Origin of the sequence: Mesorhizobium sp. M00.F.Ca.ET.216.01.1.1 (assembly GCF_004010325.2) — a bacterium.
Lineage (GTDB): Bacteria > Pseudomonadota > Alphaproteobacteria > Rhizobiales > Rhizobiaceae > Mesorhizobium.
Genome location: NZ_SADR02000019.1, coordinates 11,448 through 34,663, shown reverse-complemented (window position 1 = coordinate 34,663; position 23,216 = coordinate 11,448). Strand labels below are relative to the sequence as shown.

The window sequence follows — 23,216 nt, the reverse complement described above, 5'->3', positions numbered from 1 at the left end:
GTCACAATGATAGCCGCCGACGATGGCCACTTTGATACGCATCAAGGACGCGCGCGTGCTTCGTCACATTTTACGGCTGGACTCGGTCGCCGCGGCGGCCCGGCGGCCGCCGCTTCGGTAAACAAGCCTTGCATACAGCGATAGAAGTCAGTTCGAAAACAGCCGGTTGACTGAGCCTTGTTTGAGCAGGGAGCGGGTCATGCCGCCAAATGCCCATTCACGGATCCGGCTGTGACCGTAGCCGCCCGCAACCACAAGTTCGGCACTCATTCCACGGGCGAGCTCGATAACGGCTTCGCCGGTATCCGCATGACCGAGACCCATGACTTCCGATCTCGCCTTGACACCATGTCTCATCAGGAACCGGACGACGTCGCCGATGCTTTCTCGCGCATTCCTCTGGTTCTGTTCCTCGATCGTCGCCACGAGCACATCCTGCGCGCCGGTCAAAAAGGGCATGGCATCCGTGACCGCGCGCCGGGCCTCGCGCGTGTCCTTCCACGCCACCAGAACTTTCTTGGGGTCGAGCGGAACAAGTTTGTCAGCCGCAAGCAGCACGGGCCGTCCGGCCGATAGAACCAATGTTCCGATATCGACCGTCCGGCGATAGTCGCCGGCAACTCCCGAAACCGGTGCTCCGGTCACGACGAGGTCTGCAGCGCGGGCGTGCATGGCAAGAAGACGTGTCGGATCGCCGATCTCCTCGCGCCAGGAGGCATCGTCTCCGACGATGCTCAGGAATTCTTCCTTCAGGATCTTCAAACGATCCTCGATCTCCGTCCGGCGTTGACGCATTATCTCCGCCGCCGCCATGCCGCCATCGTCGCCGGGAGCAAACACATATGCATCGGCCGCGGCAAAACCGATCAGTGTGGCTTCGAAGCGTCGGGCCAGTTCCAGGGCATACGCCGTTCGGGGCGCTGCCGGAGAGTCGATATCGAGTTGAACTATAATGGTGTTGAAGATCATCTTCGTGCCTCCTGTGGGATATTGAATAGGAGAACCATTAGGTCCCGCCTCCCGCCTTGATGCCTATCAAACTCCAAGTATTGCTGGCATCGGCGCGGTCAAGGAACCATCGTCGAGTTATCGCTGATTCCAATCCTTCGCCACCGCTCTGAACGCAGCAGAGGCCTCGGTATCGGGGCGCCCGATTCCTGCCGGTCAGCTTGGCGAACGCGGGACTTGCGACTGCTGAAAAACCGCGATCAACTCGGCGAGCGATGGCAGGACCGCCACCAACTGCTCATTCATCCACAGATAGGCTCTTGATTTCGGCTGTGATCTCACGGTTTTCCGGAAAGGCCTGGCGAAGATCGCCCAGCATCTGGGGCGGTGCAGCGACGACCAGTTGGTCAAAATCGCCGGCGAGATGATGACGGTGCAACGTTTCGGCCAGTGTTGCAGCAAAGGCTCGGTCCTCCTCGCGCACCGGATTAGCAAATATTCCATCGCCGATCGACGGGCTCCCGTTGAAGCGAAGCTGCGACCCGGCTTGTCGGCCATGATCTCGCGGAATTGCCGCCGCTCAGAATGGAACACCAGATCTTCGCGTTCGTCACCTGCCGACAGGACATCGCGCAGGATTCGCGCGCGTGCTTCGTCTGCGACCAATCCCCAAGTGCTCCGCGGCTTCATGGTGACCTCGTGCGCGTCAATGAGGCCTGCCTTGCAGGCAAATTGGTTGCCAACAGACAATCGTCGCCAGCCGCTTCTCGAAGCGACGATTTCATGCAATGCGCCTTCAATCCGGATTTCCGCTATTCGCTCGCCAGCCGTGGTTTTGGTCCGATCGTGTTCTCCGCGTCAATCCAATAATCTAAAGGCTCACTGTCGCGCGAGCCGAATCTCTCGAAGCACAGCATGCTGCCCAGACGTTGCGACGACAAAGCCACGAAGTCACCGCCGGTGATGTTCGTGGAAAGGTCAGCATCTTGCAGAAGAGCAACGTGATCTCGCTTTCCGGTTGTCACAGTGCGCGAGATGCGGCAGGGGTCGGCCGTGACGCTGTCGATCCCTGCGACTGAGTGGGCACCTTCGATCCGAAGCTGATCGCCAGATAATCAGCGCCGCTTTCCGGACTTCGACGCCAAGATCGTGTCGATGGATGCGCGCGGCATGAGCGCGGGAAATCCTCACCAATCAGTAGCTCCGGCGTTTGCGGTGAATCAAAGCCGCCCTCACTCGACGCCTCTACGGTTGTCGGACGCATTGGAGTGACCGTTGCCCGGCCGCTTCAGAACCGGAGGCGAAGTCCGATGAGGCTTATGGCAGCTCTGTTCTTGCCGACCTATCCGAAGGCCAACGCCCCGAAGATTGCGTCGAATGCATTCGCGGTTACATCGCAAGTCGGAGCGACGCTTCATGCCGTTGCGATCAACGTCGACATTCCCGACGTTTCGAACGCCCTGTCGAGCTATCTGCTCGATCTTCCCCAAAAGATCCGAGAGGCTGAAGCAACGAGCCGAAAGGGCGGCAAGGCACTGCTGGAAGCGGTTGCGAAAGAAGCCTCGCGAGACGATGTGACCTTGACCACGCAGGAGACTAAGGCACCACCGGCGTTGATGGGCGATACTGCCGCGAAGGAGGGGCGCTATTACGATCTCTGTCTGGTCGGCTGGGCGCCGGACAATCAGACAGCGCGGATGACCGCGGAGGCGCTGGTATTCGGTTCAGGACGGCCGACGGTGCTTCTTCCCGACTCCGAGGCTGTTGGTGCCCTTGGCCACGTTGTCATCGCCTGGGATGGCAGTCGCGTGGCGGCAAAGGCCGTCGCCGACGCAAGACCGTTTCTGGAGCGCGCCTCGATGATAACGGTTGTGACGGTGACCGATGAAAAGCCGCTTGCGGGACAAGACATCGGCCAGCGCCTTGCACAGGGTCTCAGAACGCGTGGTCTGTTGGCCGAAGCCATGTCGATTCAGGCTGGGGACCGTCCGATCGGAGCCGCTCTTCAGGAGTACACCCTTAGGATCGGTGGCGAGCTGCTCGTCATGGGTGGGTTCGGCCACTCGCGCGTCAGGGACTTCGTGCTCGGTGGGGCGACCGAAGGTATCCTGTCGGATCTGCGCCTACCTATCCTTATGTCGCACTAGGCCGATGGCATGAGACGCGATCACTATCAGGATCCTGTCCTGCGTTTCCACGGCGCGACCCACGGCGTTACAGGGTCATGCTATGAGATCGAAACACCGCGTTGGCGGATCCTCGTCGACTGCGGCCTGTTCCAGGGATCGAAGTCTGAGAGGGAACTGAACTATGGCGCGTTCCCGTTTCCGCCGGACGCGATTGACGCCGTCATCCTGACGCATGCCCATATCGACCATAGCGGTCTTTTGCCGAAGCTGGTCAAACACGGCTTTTCCGGCCCGATCCATACGACCCGCGCCACCATCGATCTCTGCTCGGTGATGCTGCCGGACGCGGCGCATATCCAGGAAATGGAGGTGGAGCAGCTGAACCGTCGCAATGCGCAGCGCGGGCGGCCGCCGGTGGAGCCGATCTACAGTCTGCAGGATGCCGCCGCCTGCATGACCTTGTTCCGTGCCCTTGAATATGGCGCGTGGATCGTCGTTGCCGAAGGCCTTCGCGCACGCTTCTGGAACGCCGGCCATTTGCTCGGTTCGGCGTCTGTCGAACTCGAGATCGACTTAGGTCATCAGAACGCACCGATGCGCATCGTGTTTTCGGGAGATATCGGCCCTGGGCACAAGCTGCTTCAGACCGATCCGGAAGGCCCGGCCGGCGTTGACTATCTCATCTGCGAATCGACCTATGGCGACCGGGACCGTCCTGACGTTTCGCCCGGGCAGCGGCGATCCCTGCTCGGCGAAATTGTGCGTGGCGCCGCCGAGCAGAATGGCCCGCTGATCATTCCGTCTTTCGCCGTGGAGCGGACGCAGGAACTGCTAGTCGATCTCCACCAACTCATGCAGGCAGGTGAGGTGCGTACAGCTCCGGTATTCGTCGACTCACCGCTGGCGACGCGCGCCAGCGCGATTTTCGAACGGCACGCTAGCGACATCGAACAGGGCAACGTGTTGCGCGAGGCTCTCAGTTCAGCCGAACTTCGCTTTACCGAGACCGTGGAACAGAGCAAGGCGATCAATCGCCTGACCGGCTTCTTCGTGGTGATCGCAGCGAGCGGCATGTGTGATGCAGGGCGTATTCGCCATCACCTCAAGGCCAATCTCTGGCGCAGGAACGCCACGGTCATGATGGCTGGGTACCAGGCTCAGGGCTCGCTCGGCAGGATACTGCTCGACGGCGCGCGGCGTGTGCGCATCCAGGGCGAAGAGATCGACGTCAAGGCGCATATCAGTCTGTTCGACCTCTATTCGGGCCATGCCGATCAAGGCGAACTCGTCGCCTGGGCCTTGGCCCGATCTCCGATCAGACAGGCAGTGTTCCTCACGCATGGCGAGGAAGATGGACTCAGCGGCCTTCGTGAGCGATTGGCCGGATCGATTCCTGAAGGCAGGATCATCATGCCACGGCTGGATGACGCCTTCCAATTGACTGCCGACGGCTGTCTGCCGGTCGAACTCAACGAGCCGCGCCGCCTGAAGGCGGAAAAGATTGCGCGCCTCGACTGGCACAACGATCTTTCAAAGCTTCTCCTCGACGTCACCGAGGCCGTCGATGCTGCCGCCGACGAACGGGGTCGCGCCGCGATCATCAGACGAATGCGCAGGGCGCTCGAGGACAGCGGCGCATAGAACCTTGGTGAAGAGAGTTAATGCGCCTCTGGCGACAACCCTTGTTGAACAGGAAATGGCGCTGGCGATCGAAGAAGCCGACATGTCTCAATCCACCGCATCGACAATTGCGCTGCCTGGACTCAGCGAGGCCGAAGCGCAGGCTAGACTTGCGGCCGAAGGGTTCAACGAATTGCCCAGATCCATCCGGCGCACGCCGTTGCGGATTGCTTTCGAGGTCATGCGAGAACCGATGCTGGCGCTGCTGCTGGGTGGAGGTGCCGTCTACCTAGTTCTCGGCGATTTGCAGGAGGCGCTGATCCTGCTCGCCTTTGCCACCTTGTCGGTGGGGATAACGATTGTGCAGGAGGCCCGCACGGAACGGGTCCTAGAGGCGCTGCGCGACCTTACCAGTCCTCGTGCCCTGGTGATACGCGATGGCGACCGCAGGCGCATTGCTGGCCGTGAGGTGGTGCGTGGCGACATTGTCGTGCTGGACGAAGGGGATCGGGTGCCAGCCGATCTGCTGCTAATCCATAGCCGGGACCTCCAGATCGATGAATCCTTGCTGACAGGTGAATCCGTCCCTGTCCGCAAGATTGCAGCCAAGGATGGTGACTTGCCGACCGTTCGCAGGCCGGGCGGTGACGATCTGCCTCTCGCATTTTCCGGCTCACTGGTCGTTCGCGGTTCAGGAATTGGCAAAGTTCTGGCAACCGGCATTCTGAGCGAAATCGGTGCGATCGGGTACTCGCTGAGTGCCATGGAGACCGAGGCGCCCCGTTTGCAGCGACAGACAAAGCGCCTCGTCGGCATCTTTGCTCTGGTCGGCGGAGCAGTCAGCATTCTCGCGGTCGTGCTTTACGGCCTGTTGCGCGGAGGATGGCTTGATGCCGTGCTGGCGGGCATCGCGCTGGGTATGTCGATGCTGCCCGAAGAGTTTCCAATGGTGCTGACGATTTTCATGGCCATGGGTGCCTGGCGCATATCGCAGGCGCGCGTGCTCACCCGTCGTGCGGCGGCGATCGAAACGCTTGGCTCGGCAACGGTTCTGTGTACCGACAAGACCGGAACTTTGACCGAGAACCACATGACGATCGCGGAGCTGAGAACGCCTGACGGCAAACGGCTCCGGGTGCTGGACAACGCCAATACCGGGATGCCGACAGAATATGGCGACCTGCTCCAGCTTGGCGTCCTTGCCAGTGCCGAGATCCCTTTCGACCCGATGGAAAGGGCGTTTCACAAGCTTGCCCTGGAACGATTGCTCGGACGGAAAGACTTGAACAGTACTGATCGAAAACTTGTTCGCACCTATGGGCTGCGCCCCGACCTGCTAGCAATCTCGAATGTGTGGCGGTCGGCGGCTGGCGGCGGCAACTGCCTGGTCGCCGCCAAGGGCTCGCCGGAGGCGATAGCCGGACTGTGTCGTCTGAGCGCGGAGCGTTTCGCTTCGGTCAAGACATCCGTGGACGCAATGGCGACCGAAGGACTGCGCGTCCTGGGCGTGGCGCGCGCCAGTCATGCCGGTGATCAACTGCCAGACATGCAGACAGGGTTCGACTTCGAATTCCGGGGTCTCGTCGGGCTGGCTGATCCCTTGCGCCTCGGTGTTCCGGATGCGGTGAGCGATTGCCGTTCCGCGGGAATTAGAGTGGTCATGATCACCGGGGACTATCCGGCGACCGCAAGAGCAATCGCGCGCGAGGCAGGGATCGATTTCAACGATGTCGTCACCGGTGAAAAGCTCAAGACACTGGACGACGTGACCCTGTCGGCGCACGTGAAAACCGCAACAGTATTCGCGCGGATTATGCCCGAGCAGAAACTGGCAATAGTCAGAGCCTTGAAGGCCAACGGGGAGATCGTCGCAATGACGGGGGACGGCGTCAACGATGCCCCCTCGCTGAAAGCCGCAAACATAGGCATCGCCATGGGTGGTCGCGGCACGGATGTCGCGCGGGAGGCGTCGTCCATCGTCCTTCTCGATGATGACTTTGGATCGATCGTCAAAGCCATCCGGCTTGGCCGCCGTATCTATGACAATTTGCGCAAGGCAATGGGTTTCATTATGGCCGTGCATGTACCGATCGCCGGACTAGCCCTTCTTCCATTGCTGTTTGGGCTGCCCATCCTGTTCGGGCCGATTCACATCGCCTTTCTGGAGATGGTGATCGATCCGGTCTGCTCATTGGTCTTTGAAGCGGAAACCGAAGAAGACGACACGATGAAGCGTCCTCCGCGGCATCCGGAAGCGGCGCTGTTCTCGCGCCCGTTGATCGCATGGAGCCTCGTGCAGGGCATTCTGGCATTCGCTCTTGTCGCTGCGATCTTTCTTCTCGCCTTGCACTGGAGAATGCCGGAGAACGAAATTCGCGCGCTGACGTTCTTTTCCCTCGTTTTGACCATCGTTGGCCTGATTTTCGTCAACCGTACGTTCAGCCAATCACTGCTGATCGCATTGTTGCGGCCAAATCGATCGCTTGGTGTTGTTGTCATCGCCGTCGCTGCGGCATTGGGCGGGACCCTTCTCTGGTCGCCCGCCAATGAGCTCTTCCGCTTCGGACCGCTGCACATCGACGATCTCGCCGTCACGCTTGCGGCCGGGGTGGCGGTGCTGGTCTGCCTTGAGCTGCTGAAATATTTCTGGCGCGAACGGCTGAAAACCTGATCGCACTATATGAGTGCTTACACAGCAGTGCCGACCAGCGCGCCTATTCCCGCCGTCAACGCCATCGCGAATGCTCCTAGAAGGTAACGCGCAGCGTTGCCTTCAGGATGTCTGCGCCTCCGGCTTTTGCTCAGACTGCGCCAAGCAGCGCGAGAAAAAGCAATGAGGCGACCGAGACGACGGCTACCGAAGTTGGTCGGTTTGAGCCAAATCAAGGCCTCGTGGCCGGTGAAGCATAATTGTGTTGCTTTCGGCCTATTTCCAATCGGGTGTCCGGTTGATGGTCGATCCAACCAGGTATTGACCAGTGAAATTGCAGGCATTTCTTCCTCTTGTGACGTATCCTGACAGCAATTCAGATGCGATTGCATCCAATGCGACGGCGATTGCAGCATATCTGGGCGCCGAACTTCATGCCGAAGTTATCACCGCCCATATTCCAAATGTCTCGAACGCCACGTCGCGGCTGCTGCTCGAGGTACCGGAGCTCATTCGCAAGGCCGAAGCGGCGAGCCGCCAGCGCGGCGAATACCTGCTTGAGAAGATTCGGGAAGAAAGCGCAATGAAACTGGTGAAGCTGACGACTAGCCTGTCATCGGCCGCGCTGCTGTTCGTTGGCGAAGCCGCGGCAATAGAGGCACGCTATTTCGATCTCTCACTGCTTGGATGGGAAGCCGGTAATTCGACTTCGCGGGCCACCGCGGAAGCCGTCTTGTTCGGATCCGGCCGCCCGGCCATCCTCTTACCGGAAACCCAGGCCATCGGATCGATCAGCCATGTCGCGATCGCCTGGGACGGGAGCCGTGTCGCAGTGCGGGCGGTCGCAGACGCGAAGCCATTCTTGGAGCGGGCGTCTAAAATCACTGTGCTCACCGTCGTCGGTGAGAAGCCGCTTATGGAGGAAAATGGCGCCGAACGCTTGGCAGCGGGCCTGACGAAGAGAGGGCTCATCGCCGAGGCAACTCCCATCAGCACGGAAGACTACCCGGTTGGAATCGGCCTGCAGGTGCATGCGATTGCCAGGGGAGCCAGTCTGTTGGTGATGGGCGGCTACGGCCATTCTGTTGTTCGCGATTTCGTGCTGGGTGGGGCAACCGAGGATGTGCTCGACGATCTTAGGCTGCCGGTGCTGTTCTCGCACTGAATCGGACGGGGGAAATGGGTGCGTCCATGCGACTGTGCCGTCGGGATGCCGCCCCGGTCGAGAGGCCTCCACCATGAGGGTGTGACTGCGGATGCTGCTCTTTTGTCAGGAAATCCATTAGGCTGGCTTGCTTGCGGAACGGCGAGAGATGTCCAACCTGAAACAGATGCCTGACCTGAAACAATCGAGATTGCTCGGCCTTCTGGCGGCGACGGCAATCGGTCTGTATGTCTGCTATCTGCTTGCTTTGCCTTTTTTGCCCGCGTTGACCTGGGCGCTCGTGTTGGCAATCGTCCTCTACCCGGCGCATCGGCGCGTTGAGGGACGGCTCGGAAATCGAAACCTGGCCGCATTGATAACGGTAAGCGTCGCTGCTGTTGCCGTAGGCCTGCCCCTGATTTTCGTGGCACAGCAACTCGTTCGCGAGGCTGTGCACGGAGCTACCTATCTGGAGGGGGTTACCCGGGGTTGGAACGCAGATGACTTCGTATCGGGCTATCCCAGGCTTGCGGCCATTGCGGCGTGGATCGAGGACCAGGTCGACCCGGCCGGCTCGGTTGCCGCATTTGCGCAATGGCTGACTGGACAAAGCACATCGCTGTTGCGCGGCTCGATCAATCAAGTCGTGATGTTCGTCCTGACATTTTATCTGCTGTTCTATTTTCTGCGCGACCGCGAACACGCCTTGCGAGAGATCGAGAGCCGCTCGCCCCTGCGCGATCCGGAGACGGCATACATGTTATCCCGCTTTGCAGAGACGATACATGCAACCCTTTTCGGTATCATGTTCGTGGCCGCAGTCCAGGGAACGCTGGGCGGTTTGATGTTCTGGTGGCTCGGCTTGCCCACTCCCGTCTTCTGGGGCCTTGTCATGGGGTTCCTGGCCATCGTGCCTGTACTTGGTGCATTCGTGATCTGGGTGCCGGCAGCGATCTACCTCGCGCTGGAAGGGGCCTGGGGCAGCGCGGTGATACTGACCATCTGGGGCGGCGTCATCATAGCGGGGATCGATAATCTGCTCTATCCCATGCTTGTCGGGAACAGGTTGCGGCTCCACACGGTGGTGACCTTTATTGGCTCGGTCGGTGGCATCGTGCTCTTCGGAGCATCTGGGCTCATTCTCGGCCCTGCGGCGATTGCCGTTACCATCAGTCTTATCGATATTGTCAAGAAGCGATTGAGTGATCAACCCGAGACGGAGTTGGCCTCAGGGCGCAATGCGGAGCTATCGCATCAGCCCGGAGCTGATTGAGCACGTCCGCAGCGGGAACTGGACCCGGACTACGATGGGAAGGATCGCAAGCGCCGCGACGGCTTGGCTGCGGGTAGACACTTCGAGCATCCCCGACGATCAAGAAAGAGCGCGTCTGCGCGGCAGCTGTCGTGCAAAAACGCCACCGGCATGGTCGGCGACCGACCACGCAATGGGCCTGTGGCTGCAATGAAACCGCCGTCTGGGAGGAAGCGAGCATGGCCGGCACCGATCTTGCCGCCCGCGGGTCGCGAAATTCGGTTATGTCCCTACGTACCTAGACTTGAGTTCCGCCGAACGGCACTGGAGCCGTTGATAGTGGCAGATGCACGCCTGTCGCCCTTGAGCCAGACCTGACTTGATTCAGGACAAGGGGGACAACGGGAACTCTTGAGAACTGGTAACGAAGCGCGCCGTCGGAGGAGCCCAGATCTGATCGGCTTTGGCACCCAGCCAGCGCGACTGTCCGTAAACGCACCCGACCCTATGTGTTATGAGAACACTATGACCGAGCTTCATTTCTGGCCTATTTTTCAGTGCCTCATCCTGCTGACCCTCGCGAACGGTGTGCCCGTTATCGGTAAGAAAGTGTTTGGCGAGTGGCTGGCATGGCCGATTGATGGCGGGTGGGGCCTTTGGGATGGACAGCCGTTCCTGGGTCGGTCAAAGACGCTTCGGGGTGTCGTGTTGGCCATTATGGCTGCTGCGATTGGTGGACCCCTTGTGGGGCTCGACATCAAAATCGGAGCGCTCATCGGTTTGAACGCCATGATCGGCGACATTCTGTCGAGCTTTCTCAAACGTCGCTTGCGATTGGCTCCGAGCGCCGAGGCGCCAGGTTTCGATCAGGTGCCGGAATCACTGTTGCCCCTTCTCGTTGTCAAGAACCTCGTGGGGCTTTCAGGCTGGGACATTCTGATCGGTGTCGGCGCGTTTTGGATTGGCGAACTCGTGGTCTCCCGGCTTCTCTACATGCTGCGCATCAGAGACAGACCCTACTAATCCTTGCGGGCGAGATGGTGGAGCGTGATCTCGGGCAGACAGTTCAGCCGTGCCGCGACGATACTCGAGCCGGCGCCGACCGAAGTGTAGCCGATCATGCTGTGGTACCTCCACGCGCCGGAACCCATTGACCGCGGGAGTTTCGAATCGAGGGTGATCGGGATTCCTCCCGGCAGACAAATCTGTCCGCCATGGGTGTGACCCGCGAGCAGCAGGTCGAACCCGGCGTGAGCCGCCTGGCGATAGATCTCGGGAGTGTGCGAAAGCAGGATGGAAAATGCGTCAGCCGGGACGCCGGCAGCCGCCTTTTCGATATTGTCGACCCTAAAGAAATGTGCGTCGTCTATTCCGGCAAGATAAATGCACTCTCCACCTCGCTCGATCGCTTGGAGTTCGTTCATCAGCATGCGAATGCCCATGTCCTCCAGGGCTGGGACCATTCGAACCGTGTCGTGATTGCCGAGCACGCCGTAAATCGGCCCCGTGAGAGATGCACGCACCTGGGCAACGCCATCCAGGGCAGCGTCGAACGGACCGAAGGTCTTTGCACGGAAGTCTCCGGTCAGCACGCAGATGTCGTAGTCGAGATCAGAGACAAGCTCGATCACGCGATCCATTGCAGGGCGGCTCATGTCCACATGAAGATCGCTAAGGTGGAGGATCTGGAACCCATCAAATCCGGTTGGCAGACGGGACGACACAATATTGTGGACGCGAAGCTGGACGCATGCGGCGTTGCGATAACCTCGCCCATAGAGGCCCATGAAACGCAGCCCATAGCGGATCAATGCATGGATCGAATACCAGTTTTCCAAATGGAAGAAGTTCAGACCCTGGCCAAAAACTTGCGCTTCGTGGTCCTCTTCGATTCCCAGACGCTGCCTGGCATGAACCCGGCCAAGGCGGTCGTTCAACCTCGGGCTGATGTCAACCATTACGATCCAAAGCTAAGTTGATTGGCACTCCGGAACGTGCGCCAATCCATCCACGGACAGCAAGCCATTTGAGCGAACCCTCGATGCTGCCAAAGTCACCCGGCTTTCAAGACCATTTCAAGGCCTTCTGTTCATCGCCTGCAACCGCGCCGAAATGCGCCGGCAAGCTGAAGTTTCCGCCAGGGTCTAACGCTGCAGCATCTCGATGTAACCGGCCAGATTGTGAATACGCTCGGTCGTGACGACCTCACCGCCGCTGGGACCGTAAAGTTTTTCGTCTTGTTCAAGGAACTGGCGACCCCAGACCGGCATCTCGCGGTCGCCATGGCTTGGTACGGCATAGCGGCCATCGATGGTCGCGAAGACGCGCGAATAAGGAAACCTGCCGCCGTTCCGCTTGGCAAGACGTGTCAGGTCGGCCGGACGCTTCATCAGTAAATCCCCCAATGGCCCATCGCCCCTGCCGTCGGGACCGTGGCAGACCGCGCAGGAGTTCATGTATTCCGCCTCGCCATAGCTCATTTCCTGCGCCGTGGATGCGTTGCAGGCCAACACTGTGAGAGCTGCCGCGATCGCGACCAGGAATTTCATCTGTGTGTCCACCGATCGAATGGCTGAAGCCTACTGCTTCAGCGCACACGCACGTTGATCCGGATCAATTGGGCATCGCGCATGCGTTTGATGCAGCGCAATGAATCCACCGACCTGCCACATTATCGTGTCTTGAATCTTGACGCAAAACCGGGAGCAGCCGCGATGGCCTTCAGGACGATACTTACGGTTACGGGACCGCATATGGGTAACGACGATCTCAAACTCGCCGCCGCCCTATGCGAGCAGATCAATGCTCATCTTTCCGTGCTCGTTCTTGTACTGGCGGCACCACCGTCGGGTGGTGAGTATGCCGCCATAGTCTCACCGGCCTGGCTCGAAGAACGTCGAGCCGACCTCAAGAGGCTCAAGGAACGAACTTCGTCCGTCTCCGCATTTCTCTCCCAAAGCGCCATATCGGCTGATCTCGTCGACGACTATCCCGACACTGCCCGGGCGGACGAGGTGATTGGTCGGAGGGCTCGTTATGCCGACATCGCGGTGGTCGGTCCGGAATTGCTTGCCAGCGAGACGCTGAAGAACAAAGTGATCGAGGGCTTGCTGTTTTCCTCCGGCAAGCCGCTTCTGCTTGTTCCTCAGGGTTCTCGGCCGTCCGTCGAACCGAAACGCGTTCTTGTCGCCTGGGATTCGCGCATCGAGGCCTCCCGCGCGGTCCGCGAGTCGCTCGATATTTTGACAGGCGCCGACGCGGTGCGCCTCGTCATGGTCGATCCGGTTGAGGACGAGTATCACCACGGGGCGGAACCTGGAGCAGATGCCGCTGCCTATCTGGCGCGGCATGGCGTGAAGGTTACGATCGACCGGCTGCCGAGCTCGAACCATTCCGTCGCCGATGTTCTTCGCCAGCACGCCAACGACATCGCCGCCGACCTTATGGTCATGGGCGGCTACGGTCATTCCAGGTTGCGTGAGCGCATCTTCGGCGGCGTCACCAAGTCAATGCTTGAGAATCCCTCGCTGCCGATCCTCATGGCACGGTGAAGCACATCTACTTAAGGATTTTCAAAGATCGGCCCGGTAGCTTAATCGTTGTTCTCTGGCCCGTCGTCCTCGTCATCGCCGCCAAATACGGTTCTGCCAAGAGTGTGACGGTTGCCGCACTCGTCGTCATCGCCGACACCTTTGATGGCCTTCGGGCCGGTAGCGTCTTTCATGGGGATGGCCTCGAGGTCGATTGGCCCGGCAGGTACGACGGAAGATGGTGCTCCACACGATCCTTCGTCGGATTCAGCGGCCGCCGGTAGGGCAAAGCTCGTGAGGCCCGCAAATACTGCAAGCAAGAACATGGAATTGCGCATGGTTTCGATATCCTTCTCAGCGCGGCCATGATTGGACGCGATGAACTTGATAGAGAACCGTTGCTTGCTGCCGGCTGAGGATGATTGACAGCAAATTGAAAGCTTCCGCGTGCGACATGCCTTGTTCATGAGAGCCACTGTAAAGCACCTTGCGGTGATGGGCCTGGTCGGGCTGGTCCTGGTCCAGCCACTGGCCGCTCGCGCTGACGATGATGACGACGATGATCACGACCGGGCGCGCAATCTCTACGAGCATGGCCAAATAAGGGGCCTTTCCAATATCCTCGACATCGTTCGCGCCCAAGCCCCGGGCGATATCATAGCGGTCGATCTCATCCGGAAGAGCAACAAATGGGTCTACCGGTTCCAGATCGTTGCCACTGACGGCCGTCGCACAATTGTCGACGTTGACGCCGGCGCCGGTGTCATTATGCGTGATGGGGAGGGCGACTGATGAAGATCCTCCTGGCGGAAGATGAGTCGCGCATCGCAACCGACATAGCGACTGCCCTCAAAGCCTCCGGAATGGCGGTCGACATCGTCAGGGATGGCGAAGAAGCTTGGTTTGCAGGCGACGTCGAGAACTACGACGCAGCCATTCTGGATCTTGGGTTACCCAAGCTCGATGGACTCACGGTCCTGAAGCGTTGGCGGGCCAATGCTCGCCGGTTCCCAGTTCTTATCCTGACTGCCAGGGGTATATGGACCGAGCGTGTCGACGGCATCAATGCCGGCGCTGACGACTATCTTCCGAAGCCTTTTGAAATGGAAGAGCTGCTCGCCCGGCTGCGGGCAATTCTGCGTCGTTCAACAGGGCAGGCGGCACCTGTGCTGAAGTCAGGCCCATTGCTTCCTAGACACGCGCCAGATGCGGATCTCGCTCCGCGGCATTCCCATCGCGCTTTCGCCGCTGGAATACCGGCTGCTGGCGTTCCTGATGCAGCACGCCGGACGTGTGGTCGCGCCGACCGAACTGGCCGAGCATCTCTATGATTCCGGCAATGACCGCGACCCGAACGCGATCGAGGTGATTGTCGCGCGCCTGCGCCGGAAGCTTGGCAGCGATGTGATCGAAACGCGGCGCGGCTTCGGGTACCTCGTGCCCGATGATTCCGACTGATGGGCAACTCCATTCGCTTCAGGCTCTGGTCGGCAGCAACGATCTCTATTCTTGTCGCGCTCGCCATCGCCGGCGCCGGCTTGCGTTATCTGTTTGAACTTCATGTTGAACGGCGCGTCGTTGGCGAACTGACGGTTGATCTCAATGAGTTGATCGGCGCGACGACGTTCACCACCGATGGTCGCCTTGTGGTGGCGCCGGTTCTCACCGATCCGCGCTTTGCCAATCCGCTGTCCGGTTACTACTGGCAGGTCCAGGACATCGCCACCGGCAGCCTTCAACGCTCACGGTCGTTGTGGGACGCCACCCTCGTCTTGCCTGGTCCACAGGCGAGTGGCGAGCTGAGGAAGGTTGAAGAGTTCAAAGGTCCTGATGGAAAGCTCAGCATTGCGGTCGAGCGCACGATCATCGACGCCGGCGGCCGCTCGTTTCGTGCTATCGTGGCGGAAGACCACCGGACAGTCGAAGCTTCGGTAGGCGAATATGTTCGTGACCTTGCGCCATCTCTCCTCCTGCTGGCGGCTGTTCTCATGGCGGCGTTCTTCATCCAGATCACCGTCGGCCTTGCGCCGTTGGAAACCCTGCGCCACGCTGTCCGAAATGTCATAGCGCAGCAAGCGGCACGGCTCGACGCGGCTGCACCGCGCGAAGTGCAGCCGCTCGCCGACGAAATCAATCGCCTGCTCGATGCTCAGGAAAAGGCCCTTGTGCGTGCCCGATCACGCGCCATCGACCTCGCTCACGGCCTCAAGACACCGTTGCAGGTGTTGTCGGCCGACATCCGCGCGCTGCGGAAAAAAGGCGAGACGGAGCTCGCCGACGAAATCGAGAAAAGCGCCGGAGCGATCCGACGTCATGTCGAGCGGGAGCTTGCGCTTGCCCGCCTCGCGCCCGGTGTCTCCGGCAAGGCATCGTGCCGCGTATTGGAGGCTGCAGCCGGCGTCATCGCCGTTGTCAAACGCACGCCAAGCGGCAAGCGGCTGTCATTCACCATCAATGTCGCGGAAGATCTTGTGGCCCCGATTGACGAAGGCGATCTGTCGGAAATACTCGGCAATCTCGTCGAGAACGCCGCGCGTTTCGCAAGGTCGTCAATCCGTGTCGACGCATCCGTCACCGCTGGCCAGGTGATCATCGCAGTCGTCGACGACGGCTCGGGCATCCCGGATGCGGACCGGAAATCCGCCCTGTCGCGTGGTGTCCAGCTCGATAGCAAAGGCGGCAGCAGTGGCCTTGGCCTGGCCATTGTTTCAGACATCGTTGAAGCCTATGGCGGGCGTCTGGCGATGACCGACGCCGATCCCGGCCTGGTCGTGACCATTTCCTTGCCACCACACAGTTGACCGTCACGTCAGGCAAAGCCGGGGAAATAGTCGACTTTAATCTTTGAACGATGAATACCCATGGCGCGCAGCTTCTGGCGCAACGCCTTGACCATCGCCTGTGGACCGGAAATGTAAACGGTGCGCTCGAGGTAGTCGGGGATTGCCGCACGCACCAGACGCTCGTCGATATTGCCGGCATACTGGCCAGGCTCGGCATCTCGGGCCACAGCATAGATCGTCTTGATACCGAGTTCCCGCCGGGCAGCTGCGAGCACGTCACGATAGGCGATGTCCTTTTGGTTTTCGGTCCCGTAGAGGACGATAATCGGCCGTGCCTCCTTCCGGTCGAGCAGATACTGCAGCATCGAGCGGAACGGTGTGATGCCGATGCCCCCTGCTATGAAAGCAATCTTGGTGTCGGGATTGGTTGGCAGCGTGAAGTCGCCTGCCAACTGAGAGGCATGGATGGAACTGCCCGGCTTCATGGTGCGCAGCGCGCGCTTGAAGGCACTTGCCGCTGGATAGAATTTGACACCCAACCGGATCGTCTCCTCGGTCGGCGCCGAGGCGACCGTGAAATAGCGGCGGTTGCCGCGATTGTCCGCACGGTCGAGGCTAAGCGTCCATTCGAGATACTGGCCGGCCTCAAAGGCGAGCTTGCGCGGCGACCTGAAGATAAAGTCGTAGCTGTCGGCTGCCGATTGCTCGATGCGCTCCAGTGTCAGCACGAGGCGTCCTTTCGGGCCCGCCGCATAGGCAAAGAGGTTGCCCGCGAGCAAGGCCAGTTCCGGTGTGAAATAGAACGAGCCGATGTGGATGTTCGGCGCGAACAAAAGACCAACGATGCCGGCAAAGGCTATACGCGGCCAACGCATCGTTGGCGCCGTCAACGGTTCGGTCAGCATGACGAACGCGAAGAAGAACATTGGTGAGGAACGCAGGGTTTCCATGAGGACGGTCCCGTACTGCGACGGATCGGCGGTCGCCAGAACAGTTGCCAGGGTCACTACGGCGAAGGTCGCGACAAGGTCGAGCCGGCGCAGTTTCCGGACGATGAGAATTCCGCCGGCCATCACCGCGGGAAGCAACGCAAGACTTCCGCCGACCCACCAGGTCGCAGGCTGGTCAAGCAGAAGTGCCGAGAGTGCGGCGCCGAACGCTGCCGGGTTGAACAGGTGCTTTCTGCCGATCGCGAAAATGAACTTGGATGAGATTGCCCAGACGGAGGCGAACACCACCGCCCCGATGCCCCTAGGGTCCGCGACAGCTACCGGATCGACGATGAGCGCAAGGATGAGGGCGGTGATGTAGACCGACTCGTTGTTGGCCGGAACTTCGAAGATGCGGGCAAAAACCTTGTTGGCGATCCAGCAAGCTGCCAGCGCCAGCGCCGTGGTGAACGCGAGCGTTATCGGATCATGTGGCGCTAGGCCGGCAAATCCGAACACAAGGGCTGTGGCCACCAGAACCATCAGATAATACAGGACCAGCCTGTACATGGTCAGGTGATCCAGAAATCGGTCGACTACCTTGATCATTGTTCGCAAAAGACTCCGAAGCCGCTAGTCGGCGTGGCGCGGCCATTGATGTCGACGACGTAGCCTTCGAGGCCCGGCGTGTGCTCAAGAAAGAAAATACCGTCCCGGCCCATGGCGAAGGCGGCGGTGGCGAAGCGGTCCGCCTCGAGCACGTCGGCGCCGATGACGGTCAGGCTAATGATGTCCTGGATCGAGCTGCCAATTCCATGCGGGTTGTAGATGTGTTGGCCGCGGATATAGGTGCCGGATGTCGCGACGCCGTGGCCACGCGGGTAGACGACCTTGATGATCTCGTCAGGCTTGAATGGATTGCGGATGCCGACGCTCCAATCCTTTCTGAATGCGTTCTTTCCGGACGCCTGGATGTCGCCGCCCGCCTCGATGAAGAAGTCGCTGATCCCGGCTCCGAGAACGATTCCCGCGGCATTGCGGATGGCCCAACCCTTGACGATGCCGGAAGGGTCCAGCGAACCGTCCGCCTTGCGGATATCGAAGTATCCTTGCGTCTCGTCTTTTGTCTGTTTGGCAAGGGCCAGCACTTCCAGCATCTCGGCACTCCACTCGCGGACCGGAATGTCACCGCGATTGATGGCGGCGATCTCGCTGTCGGTCCTGTAGGGGCTGAATCGTCGATCTACCTGTTCGAAATAGTCGAAGACTATGCCGACAATCGCACCACCCGACGCATCACAGACGTCGACCGTGATGGGCATGCCCATCAGAATCCGCGTTTCACGCATCGACTACAACGATGCCTTCTTCAACGCGCCCCCAAGCGACTGGATGAAGGCTCTGCTGGTCAGCGTTGCGCCAGAGATTATGTCGACATTGGCGCTTTGTGCGCTGATCGCCTCGTCGCGCAGCATGGGTAGCGCCTGCCTGTTGATGCTGACGGAGGTGCGGCGATCGGATGGGTATTTCAGCACTTTCAGCGCCGTGAGCTGGCCACCTTGAACGAGGGCCTGAATTTGAATAATACCATAGTAGGCATCGGCCGAGGGGCCGGTGTAGACGCCGTCGGCATGGCCGTGTGAGGCGGGCTTCATGCCCGCCCGGATCACGCGCGCTGACAGATCCGGATATGCGGGCCTCGGCTGCGGGATCGGTATATAGACGGCCGGTGTCACGGCGAATGACGCTGTTGACAGCGCATCGGACACAGCCGCGACTGGTTGCTCCGATAGTGTTGGTGATGAAGATTGCACCATTGAGACCGCCGCCTGCTTCACCGGCAGGGTCGGCCTTTCGGTCGGTGCGGCAATGCCGGCCGTGGTCTCCCTGGTAGTGGGAAAGGGGGCACTGAACGGTGTTTCGAGGGGAACCGGTTGGTTCTGGAACGCTGGCCGGGCGGCGCTGCGAACTGGCTCCCTGGGCTGAGCGGCACGCGCCTCGCCGGCGTCAGCCGGGAGCGCGGAATCGAGCATGTCGTCGGCTGGGTTTTTGTCGGCCTGGTTCCAGACATAAGCGCCGGAAGCGGCGATCACGAAAAGCGACAGGGCAATCTGTTTCATTGGAGCTGCATTTCCACGTTGGTTCTTGCACCCGCGGCTCCGCTTTGGAACCGCTTCGGACGCAATATCCCACGAGACAGCTGACAATTGGCTGTCAGCGAGCTTCGACCTGCGGAGGTCTGTCAAAGCTGATGAACAACGGCAAGATCCATGAGCTCGCCAAGCCGGTGAGCGCGAGTTGTCCACCAGCTGTTGCCGTGATGACGGGCAACATCATCGGCCGCCGAAATCACGGGGGCGCTGGCATAACGCCTGCATGAGACGCCACAAGAAAAGTCGTCAATAACGGTGAATTTTGCTGAGGCTGCTCGCCCGAAATAGCGGATTTCACCAACTGCAAGTAACCATTGGTTGCCCATCCCTGCAATCAACGACACTTGGCACGAGTCACCAGGGGGGGGCCGGGCACCAGTTCGGCCTGCACGGCAAGCAACAGATCCGACTTTTGCGAAATTGTGCCATGCCCTGCCAGATCTGAATCAACGCAATTCACTCACTCATATAGTTGAGAGCATCCTGCTTGATGATTTCGATGCTGCGCAGGTTGAGCAGGCGGATGACGCCTCTGTCCTTCAGGCGGGTGAAGACCCGCGACACGGTCTCGATGGTGAGGCCGAGATAGTCGCCGATGTCCATCCGCGACATCGGCAATTCGACTTGCCGCAGCCCGCCTTGCCGCTCCGCCATGTCGACCAGAAATGCGGCGACGCGTTCGACGGCGTTCTGGCGTCCAAGCACCAGGAGATGTTCCTGGGCTCTTGTCAGTCCCTTCAGCGCCAAGGGAAGAAGCTGACGGGACATGTCGATCCTGGAACTGAACCGGAAGACGCGGACACCGGTGGCGTTGATCGCCTCGGCGAAGAAATGATGTGTCGTGTCCGCCTCGAAGCCGAAAGTCTCTCCGGCAAGATGGAAGGCACTGATCTGCCTGCGGCCGTCGGCAAGCAGACGATAGACGCGGACGGCGCCGAACTCGACCTGGTAGAGAGCTCCGGCCTTCTCGCCCTGGGCATAGATTTCAGCTCCGGCCGGAAAGAAACTGACCGGTTGCAGCGGCGCGCCATCGAATGCCGGCAGATGCGGCTGAGGGAGGTGTGACGGCAGTGCAATCTTGGAGGTCGCTTGAGAGTACATGGCTGTCTTCCCGGTTGATCCGTGACAACAGCAATCGCGCGAATCCGGGGGGCGCGAAATTCGGTTATGTCCCTAAGGGGAATTGCGTAGACCTCGACAGAGGCGGCACGGTAGCGCTGTTCTTGTCGTCGATTTGACCGGACAAAGCGGCGATGGACTTTACCAGCCCGGCGCCAGTTTGGCATCGAAACCCTTGCAATCCTGAAGGCGGACCATCGGCACGCATTGATCGGCTGAATCCGACACGGTCGATGATCTGGGATCGCCACTGCCGAGACAGTGACAGCCGCCGCATCGCCATCTTTGATGCGCATCAAGGACCTGTCCCTGGTTCGTGCCATGCTTGCGACCAAACACAGCCGCCCGATAGGATGTCATGGATCGCAAGCACACCTTCAACATCGGCTACTTCATCGTAGCGCTAGTCTTCATGGCGCTTTTCCAGCTTTGGCTCGGATATCGCGATGTGGCTTCGATCTCCTACAGCGACCTCATTCGCTATCTCGGAGGTGGCAAGATCGCGTCGGTCACGGTGACCGAAACGACCATCCAGGGTCGTTTTTCGGCGCCGCAAGAGGGAAAACAATATTTTGTCACGAACCGTGTCGATCCCGCGATGGCCGAACTGTTCGAGAAGGCCGGGGTCCAGATCACCGGCGCCACCGACAGCAACTGGCTGACCACGATCCTATCCTGGGTGCTGCCTACGTTTGTCTTCTTTGGCCTGTGGGCTTTTCTGTTTCGTGGCTTCGCCAACCGTCAGGGCATGGGCGGGCTGATCAATATCGGCAAGTCGAAGGCAAAGATCTATCTGGAGCGCAAGACAGGGGTGACTTTCGAAGATGTGGCGGGGGTCGACGAAGCCAAAGCCGAACTGCAGGAAATTGTCTCCTTCCTCAAGGACAAGGATAAATACGGTCGTCTGGGCGCACGCATCCCGAAAGGGATCCTGCTTGTCGGACCGCCCGGAACCGGCAAGACCTTGATGGCACGCGCCATTGCCGGCGAGGCGGGCGTGCCCTTCTTCTCGATCTCCGGCTCGGAGTTCGTCGAGATGTTCGTGGGCGTGGGAGCGGCCCGGGTTCGAGACCTGTTCGAGCAAGCCCGGCAGGCGGCGCCCTGCATCATCTTCATCGATGAACTCGATGCGCTCGGCCGTGCTCGCAGCCCATTCGCCGGTTATGGCGGCGGCGACGAAAAGGAGCAGACACTCAACCAGCTGCTGTCGGAACTCGACGGTTTCGATCCGCGCGTCGGCATCGTTCTGCTTGCCGCCACCAATCGGCCCGAAATCCTGGACCCTGCCCTGCTGCGCGCGGGGCGCTTCGATCGCCAGGTCGTGCTGGACCGCCCCGACCGCAAGGGCAGGGAGGCGATCGTGAGGGTGCACATCAAGAACGTTTCAACCGCGCCTGAAGTCAAGGCAGAAGAGATCGCTGGCATCACGCCCGGTTTCACCGGCGCGGATCTTGCCAATCTGGTCAACGAGGCCGCCATCATCGCCACTCGGCGCGGCGCCGAAAAGGTCACGATGGACGACTTCACCAATGCGGTCGAGCGCATCGTGGCGGGATCGGAGCGCAGGAGCCGATTGCTGAAACCGCAAGAGCGCGAGCGTGTCGCCTTCCACGAAATGGGCCATGCCCTGGTGGCGGTCACGACGCGAAGCGCCGATCCGGTGCACAAAGTGTCCATCATTCCTCGCTCGATCGGCGCCCTCGGTTTCACAATGCAGCGCCCGACGGAGGATCGATTTCTGATTACTGTTGGCGAACTGAAGGACCGGATGGTCGTCCTCATGGGCGGTCGCGCCGCCGAGGAAATCATATTTGGCGACGTTTCGACCGGGGCGGCCGACGACCTCGCCAAGGTTACGGATATTGCCCGCCAATGTGTCACCCGCTTCGGCATGGATGGGACGGTGGGACAGGCCGTTCTCGAAGAGCAGCGTCTGCAATGGCTGGGTGACGGCCCCGGCGCGCCAAGCCGGAGAGACTATTCGGAAGCCACGGCACGGGAGGTCGACGTAGCAGTCCGTGGTATGATCGACGAGGCCTTTGCCCGTGCCAGGGATATGCTCCGCGAAAGGATCACCGATCTGCGCGCCGGCGCGGTATTGCTGCTCGAAAAGGAAACCCTGACCCCCGACGACTTCGCGCCGTTGCAGCGAGCGGTCGAACTGGCGCCGGCGGCGTGGACGGCCGCCGCCGGAGCGCGGGAGATAGCGGCGTCGGCCGGGGGTTGAACAGAGAGGATGGTGTCATGAAACACGAGATCCAACGTAAGATGGTCGAAATCCTCGAACGTTGCATGGACATGACGATTGCGACGATCCGCTCCGACGGATCGCCCCAGGCGACGGTGGTCTCCTTCGTTCACGATGGTCTGCTCCTCTATTTCGGTTGCGGGGCCGGCTCTCAGAAGGCCATGAATATTTCTCGCGACCCGCGCGTTTCGGTCGCGATGACCGCGCCGTATCAGAATTGGCTGGAGATCAAGGGACTGTCGATTGCCGCCACCGCCACGGAAGTCGTCGCGCCTTCGGAACTCACCGAGGTGGGAGGCTTGATGCTGCGGCGCTTTCCGCAGATTTCGGCCATTCAGCCAACCGAGGCTGCACCGGTGAAGCTGTTCAAGGTACGGCCCACGATCGTCTCGGTGCTCGACTATTCCCTCGGCTTCGGTCACACCGATCTCGTCAAGATCGAAGCTGGAGACATCGCCGAAACACTGGACAGCATGCGGCACCATTGGCTTGCAAGCGCTGTCGTCACCTCCTGACGGCTGGGCGGTCGCCAGCCGGTCGATGCCGTCCACGCGATGGGCGTTTGGCCCGGCATTGTCGGGCATTTTCTGGCGAGAGGGGGTGCCTTCGCCAAGGCTGATCGTCGGATTGCCGCGAGCCTCGGTCGAAGCCAGCCGGTAGTAAACATGCTGCGCGTCACACCGCGTGTCGACCAGCCTCAGGGCGCGCAGA

General features: G+C 60.3%; 21 protein-coding genes and 1 pseudogene. 12 read left to right on the top strand and 10 right to left on the bottom strand.

Going from position 1 to position 23,216, the window contains the following annotated elements:
- Positions 1-147: 147 nt before the first annotated feature.
- Positions 148-969: a universal stress protein gene (locus tag EN859_RS23035; RefSeq protein WP_127855077.1), complete on the bottom strand. Its 822-nt coding sequence runs from the start codon at positions 967-969 to the stop codon at positions 148-150.
- Between the two features lie 195 nt (positions 970-1,164).
- Positions 1,165-1,737, bottom strand: coding sequence for a host attachment protein (locus tag EN859_RS23030; RefSeq protein WP_127855078.1), 573 nt, complete (start codon positions 1,735-1,737; stop codon positions 1,165-1,167).
- 521 nt (positions 1,738-2,258) lie between these two features.
- Between EN859_RS23030 and EN859_RS23025 the strand changes: the two genes are divergently transcribed.
- The 6 genes from EN859_RS23025 (at position 2,259) to EN859_RS22995 (ending at position 10,766) form a co-directional block, all read left to right on the top strand.
- The gene (locus tag EN859_RS23025) at positions 2,259-3,095 is read left to right on the top strand and encodes a universal stress protein (RefSeq protein ID WP_127855079.1); all 837 of its coding nucleotides are present in this window, start codon (positions 2,259-2,261) and stop codon (positions 3,093-3,095) included.
- A 9-nt stretch (positions 3,096-3,104) separates the two neighbouring features.
- The gene (locus tag EN859_RS23020) at positions 3,105-4,718 is read left to right on the top strand and encodes an MBL fold metallo-hydrolase (RefSeq protein WP_127855080.1); all 1,614 of its coding nucleotides are present in this window, start codon (positions 3,105-3,107) and stop codon (positions 4,716-4,718) included.
- An 82-nt stretch (positions 4,719-4,800) separates the two neighbouring features.
- The gene (locus EN859_RS23015) at positions 4,801-7,368 is read left to right on the top strand and encodes a cation-translocating P-type ATPase (protein WP_127855116.1); all 2,568 of its coding nucleotides are present in this window, start codon (positions 4,801-4,803) and stop codon (positions 7,366-7,368) included.
- 307 nt (positions 7,369-7,675) lie between these two features.
- The gene (locus tag EN859_RS23005) at positions 7,676-8,512 is read left to right on the top strand and encodes a universal stress protein (RefSeq protein ID WP_127855081.1); all 837 of its coding nucleotides are present in this window, start codon (positions 7,676-7,678) and stop codon (positions 8,510-8,512) included.
- A gap of 148 nt (positions 8,513-8,660) precedes the next feature.
- On the top strand, positions 8,661-9,764 hold the full coding sequence (locus EN859_RS23000; RefSeq protein WP_127855082.1) for an AI-2E family transporter: 1,104 nt from the start codon (positions 8,661-8,663) through the stop codon (positions 9,762-9,764).
- A gap of 504 nt (positions 9,765-10,268) precedes the next feature.
- Positions 10,269-10,766 (top strand): CDP-archaeol synthase, encoded by a 498-nt coding sequence (locus EN859_RS22995; RefSeq protein WP_127855083.1) that lies wholly within the window; start codon positions 10,269-10,271, stop codon positions 10,764-10,766.
- Here the strand turns inward: EN859_RS22995 and EN859_RS22990 are convergent.
- Entirely contained in the window at positions 10,763-11,701 is a 939-nt protein-coding gene (locus EN859_RS22990) for a metallophosphoesterase (protein ID WP_127855084.1), read from the bottom strand. The genes EN859_RS22995 and EN859_RS22990 overlap by 4 nt on opposite strands.
- Positions 11,702-11,887: 186 nt before the next feature.
- A complete protein-coding gene (locus tag EN859_RS22985; RefSeq protein ID WP_127855085.1) occupies positions 11,888-12,292 on the bottom strand; it encodes a c-type cytochrome in 405 nt (134 codons plus the stop codon).
- A 165-nt stretch (positions 12,293-12,457) separates the two neighbouring features.
- On the opposite strand from EN859_RS22985, the gene EN859_RS22980 reads away from it, so the two are divergent.
- Positions 12,458-13,294: a universal stress protein gene (locus EN859_RS22980; protein ID WP_127855086.1), complete on the top strand. Its 837-nt coding sequence runs from the start codon at positions 12,458-12,460 to the stop codon at positions 13,292-13,294.
- 41 nt (positions 13,295-13,335) lie between these two features.
- Here the strand turns inward: EN859_RS22980 and EN859_RS22975 are convergent, their stop codons facing one another.
- A complete protein-coding gene (locus tag EN859_RS22975; RefSeq protein WP_127855087.1) occupies positions 13,336-13,740 on the bottom strand; it encodes a hypothetical protein in 405 nt (134 codons plus the stop codon).
- Here EN859_RS22975 and EN859_RS22970 point away from each other — a divergent pair.
- The 3 genes and pseudogenes from EN859_RS22970 to EN859_RS22960 all read left to right on the top strand — a co-directional run bounded on the left by EN859_RS22970 (position 13,739) and on the right by EN859_RS22960 (position 16,074).
- Positions 13,739-14,065: a PepSY domain-containing protein gene (locus EN859_RS22970; protein ID WP_127855088.1), complete on the top strand. Its 327-nt coding sequence runs from the start codon at positions 13,739-13,741 to the stop codon at positions 14,063-14,065. The two genes, EN859_RS22975 and EN859_RS22970, sit on opposite strands and share 2 nt — an antisense overlap.
- Positions 14,065-14,731: pseudogene (locus EN859_RS22965) on the top strand (response regulator transcription factor). The gene EN859_RS22970 and the pseudogene EN859_RS22965 overlap by 1 nt, the downstream one beginning before the upstream one ends.
- Positions 14,731-16,074 carry a HAMP domain-containing sensor histidine kinase gene (locus EN859_RS22960; RefSeq protein WP_127855089.1) on the top strand — a complete coding sequence of 448 codons (1,344 nt, stop codon included), beginning with the start codon at positions 14,731-14,733 and terminating at the stop codon, positions 16,072-16,074. Before EN859_RS22965 ends, EN859_RS22960 begins: the two are co-directional and overlap by 1 nt.
- 8 nt (positions 16,075-16,082) lie before the next feature.
- Here the strand turns inward: EN859_RS22960 and EN859_RS22955 are convergent, their stop codons facing one another.
- The 5 genes from EN859_RS22955 to EN859_RS22935 all read right to left on the bottom strand — a co-directional run bounded on the left by EN859_RS22955 (position 16,083) and on the right by EN859_RS22935 (position 20,239).
- The gene (locus tag EN859_RS22955) at positions 16,083-17,594 is read right to left on the bottom strand and encodes a hypothetical protein (RefSeq protein WP_127855090.1); all 1,512 of its coding nucleotides are present in this window, start codon (positions 17,592-17,594) and stop codon (positions 16,083-16,085) included.
- Positions 17,591-18,313 carry an FAD:protein FMN transferase gene (locus tag EN859_RS22950; protein WP_245525665.1) on the bottom strand — a complete coding sequence of 241 codons (723 nt, stop codon included), beginning with the start codon at positions 18,311-18,313 and terminating at the stop codon, positions 17,591-17,593. Before EN859_RS22950 ends, EN859_RS22955 begins: the two co-directional genes overlap by 4 nt.
- Before the next feature lie 24 nt (positions 18,314-18,337).
- Entirely contained in the window at positions 18,338-19,105 is a 768-nt protein-coding gene (locus EN859_RS22945) for an FMN-binding protein (RefSeq protein WP_127855092.1), read from the bottom strand.
- Between the two features lie 122 nt (positions 19,106-19,227).
- Positions 19,228-19,482 (bottom strand): hypothetical protein, encoded by a 255-nt coding sequence (locus EN859_RS22940; RefSeq protein ID WP_127855093.1) that lies wholly within the window; start codon positions 19,480-19,482, stop codon positions 19,228-19,230.
- A gap of 112 nt (positions 19,483-19,594) precedes the next feature.
- Complete coding sequence (locus EN859_RS22935) at positions 19,595-20,239, bottom strand: helix-turn-helix domain-containing protein (RefSeq protein WP_127855094.1); 645 nt, start codon at positions 20,237-20,239, stop codon at positions 19,595-19,597.
- 376 nt (positions 20,240-20,615) lie between these two features.
- On the opposite strand from EN859_RS22935, the gene ftsH reads away from it, so the two are divergent.
- Both ftsH and EN859_RS22925 read left to right on the top strand, forming a co-directional pair.
- Positions 20,616-22,484: an ATP-dependent zinc metalloprotease FtsH gene (ftsH, locus tag EN859_RS22930; RefSeq protein ID WP_127855095.1), complete on the top strand. Its 1,869-nt coding sequence runs from the start codon at positions 20,616-20,618 to the stop codon at positions 22,482-22,484.
- Complete coding sequence (locus tag EN859_RS22925; protein WP_210237713.1) at positions 22,433-23,020, top strand: pyridoxamine 5'-phosphate oxidase family protein; 588 nt, start codon at positions 22,433-22,435, stop codon at positions 23,018-23,020. Before ftsH ends, EN859_RS22925 begins: the two co-directional genes overlap by 52 nt.
- Positions 23,021-23,216: the final 196 nt, after the last annotated feature.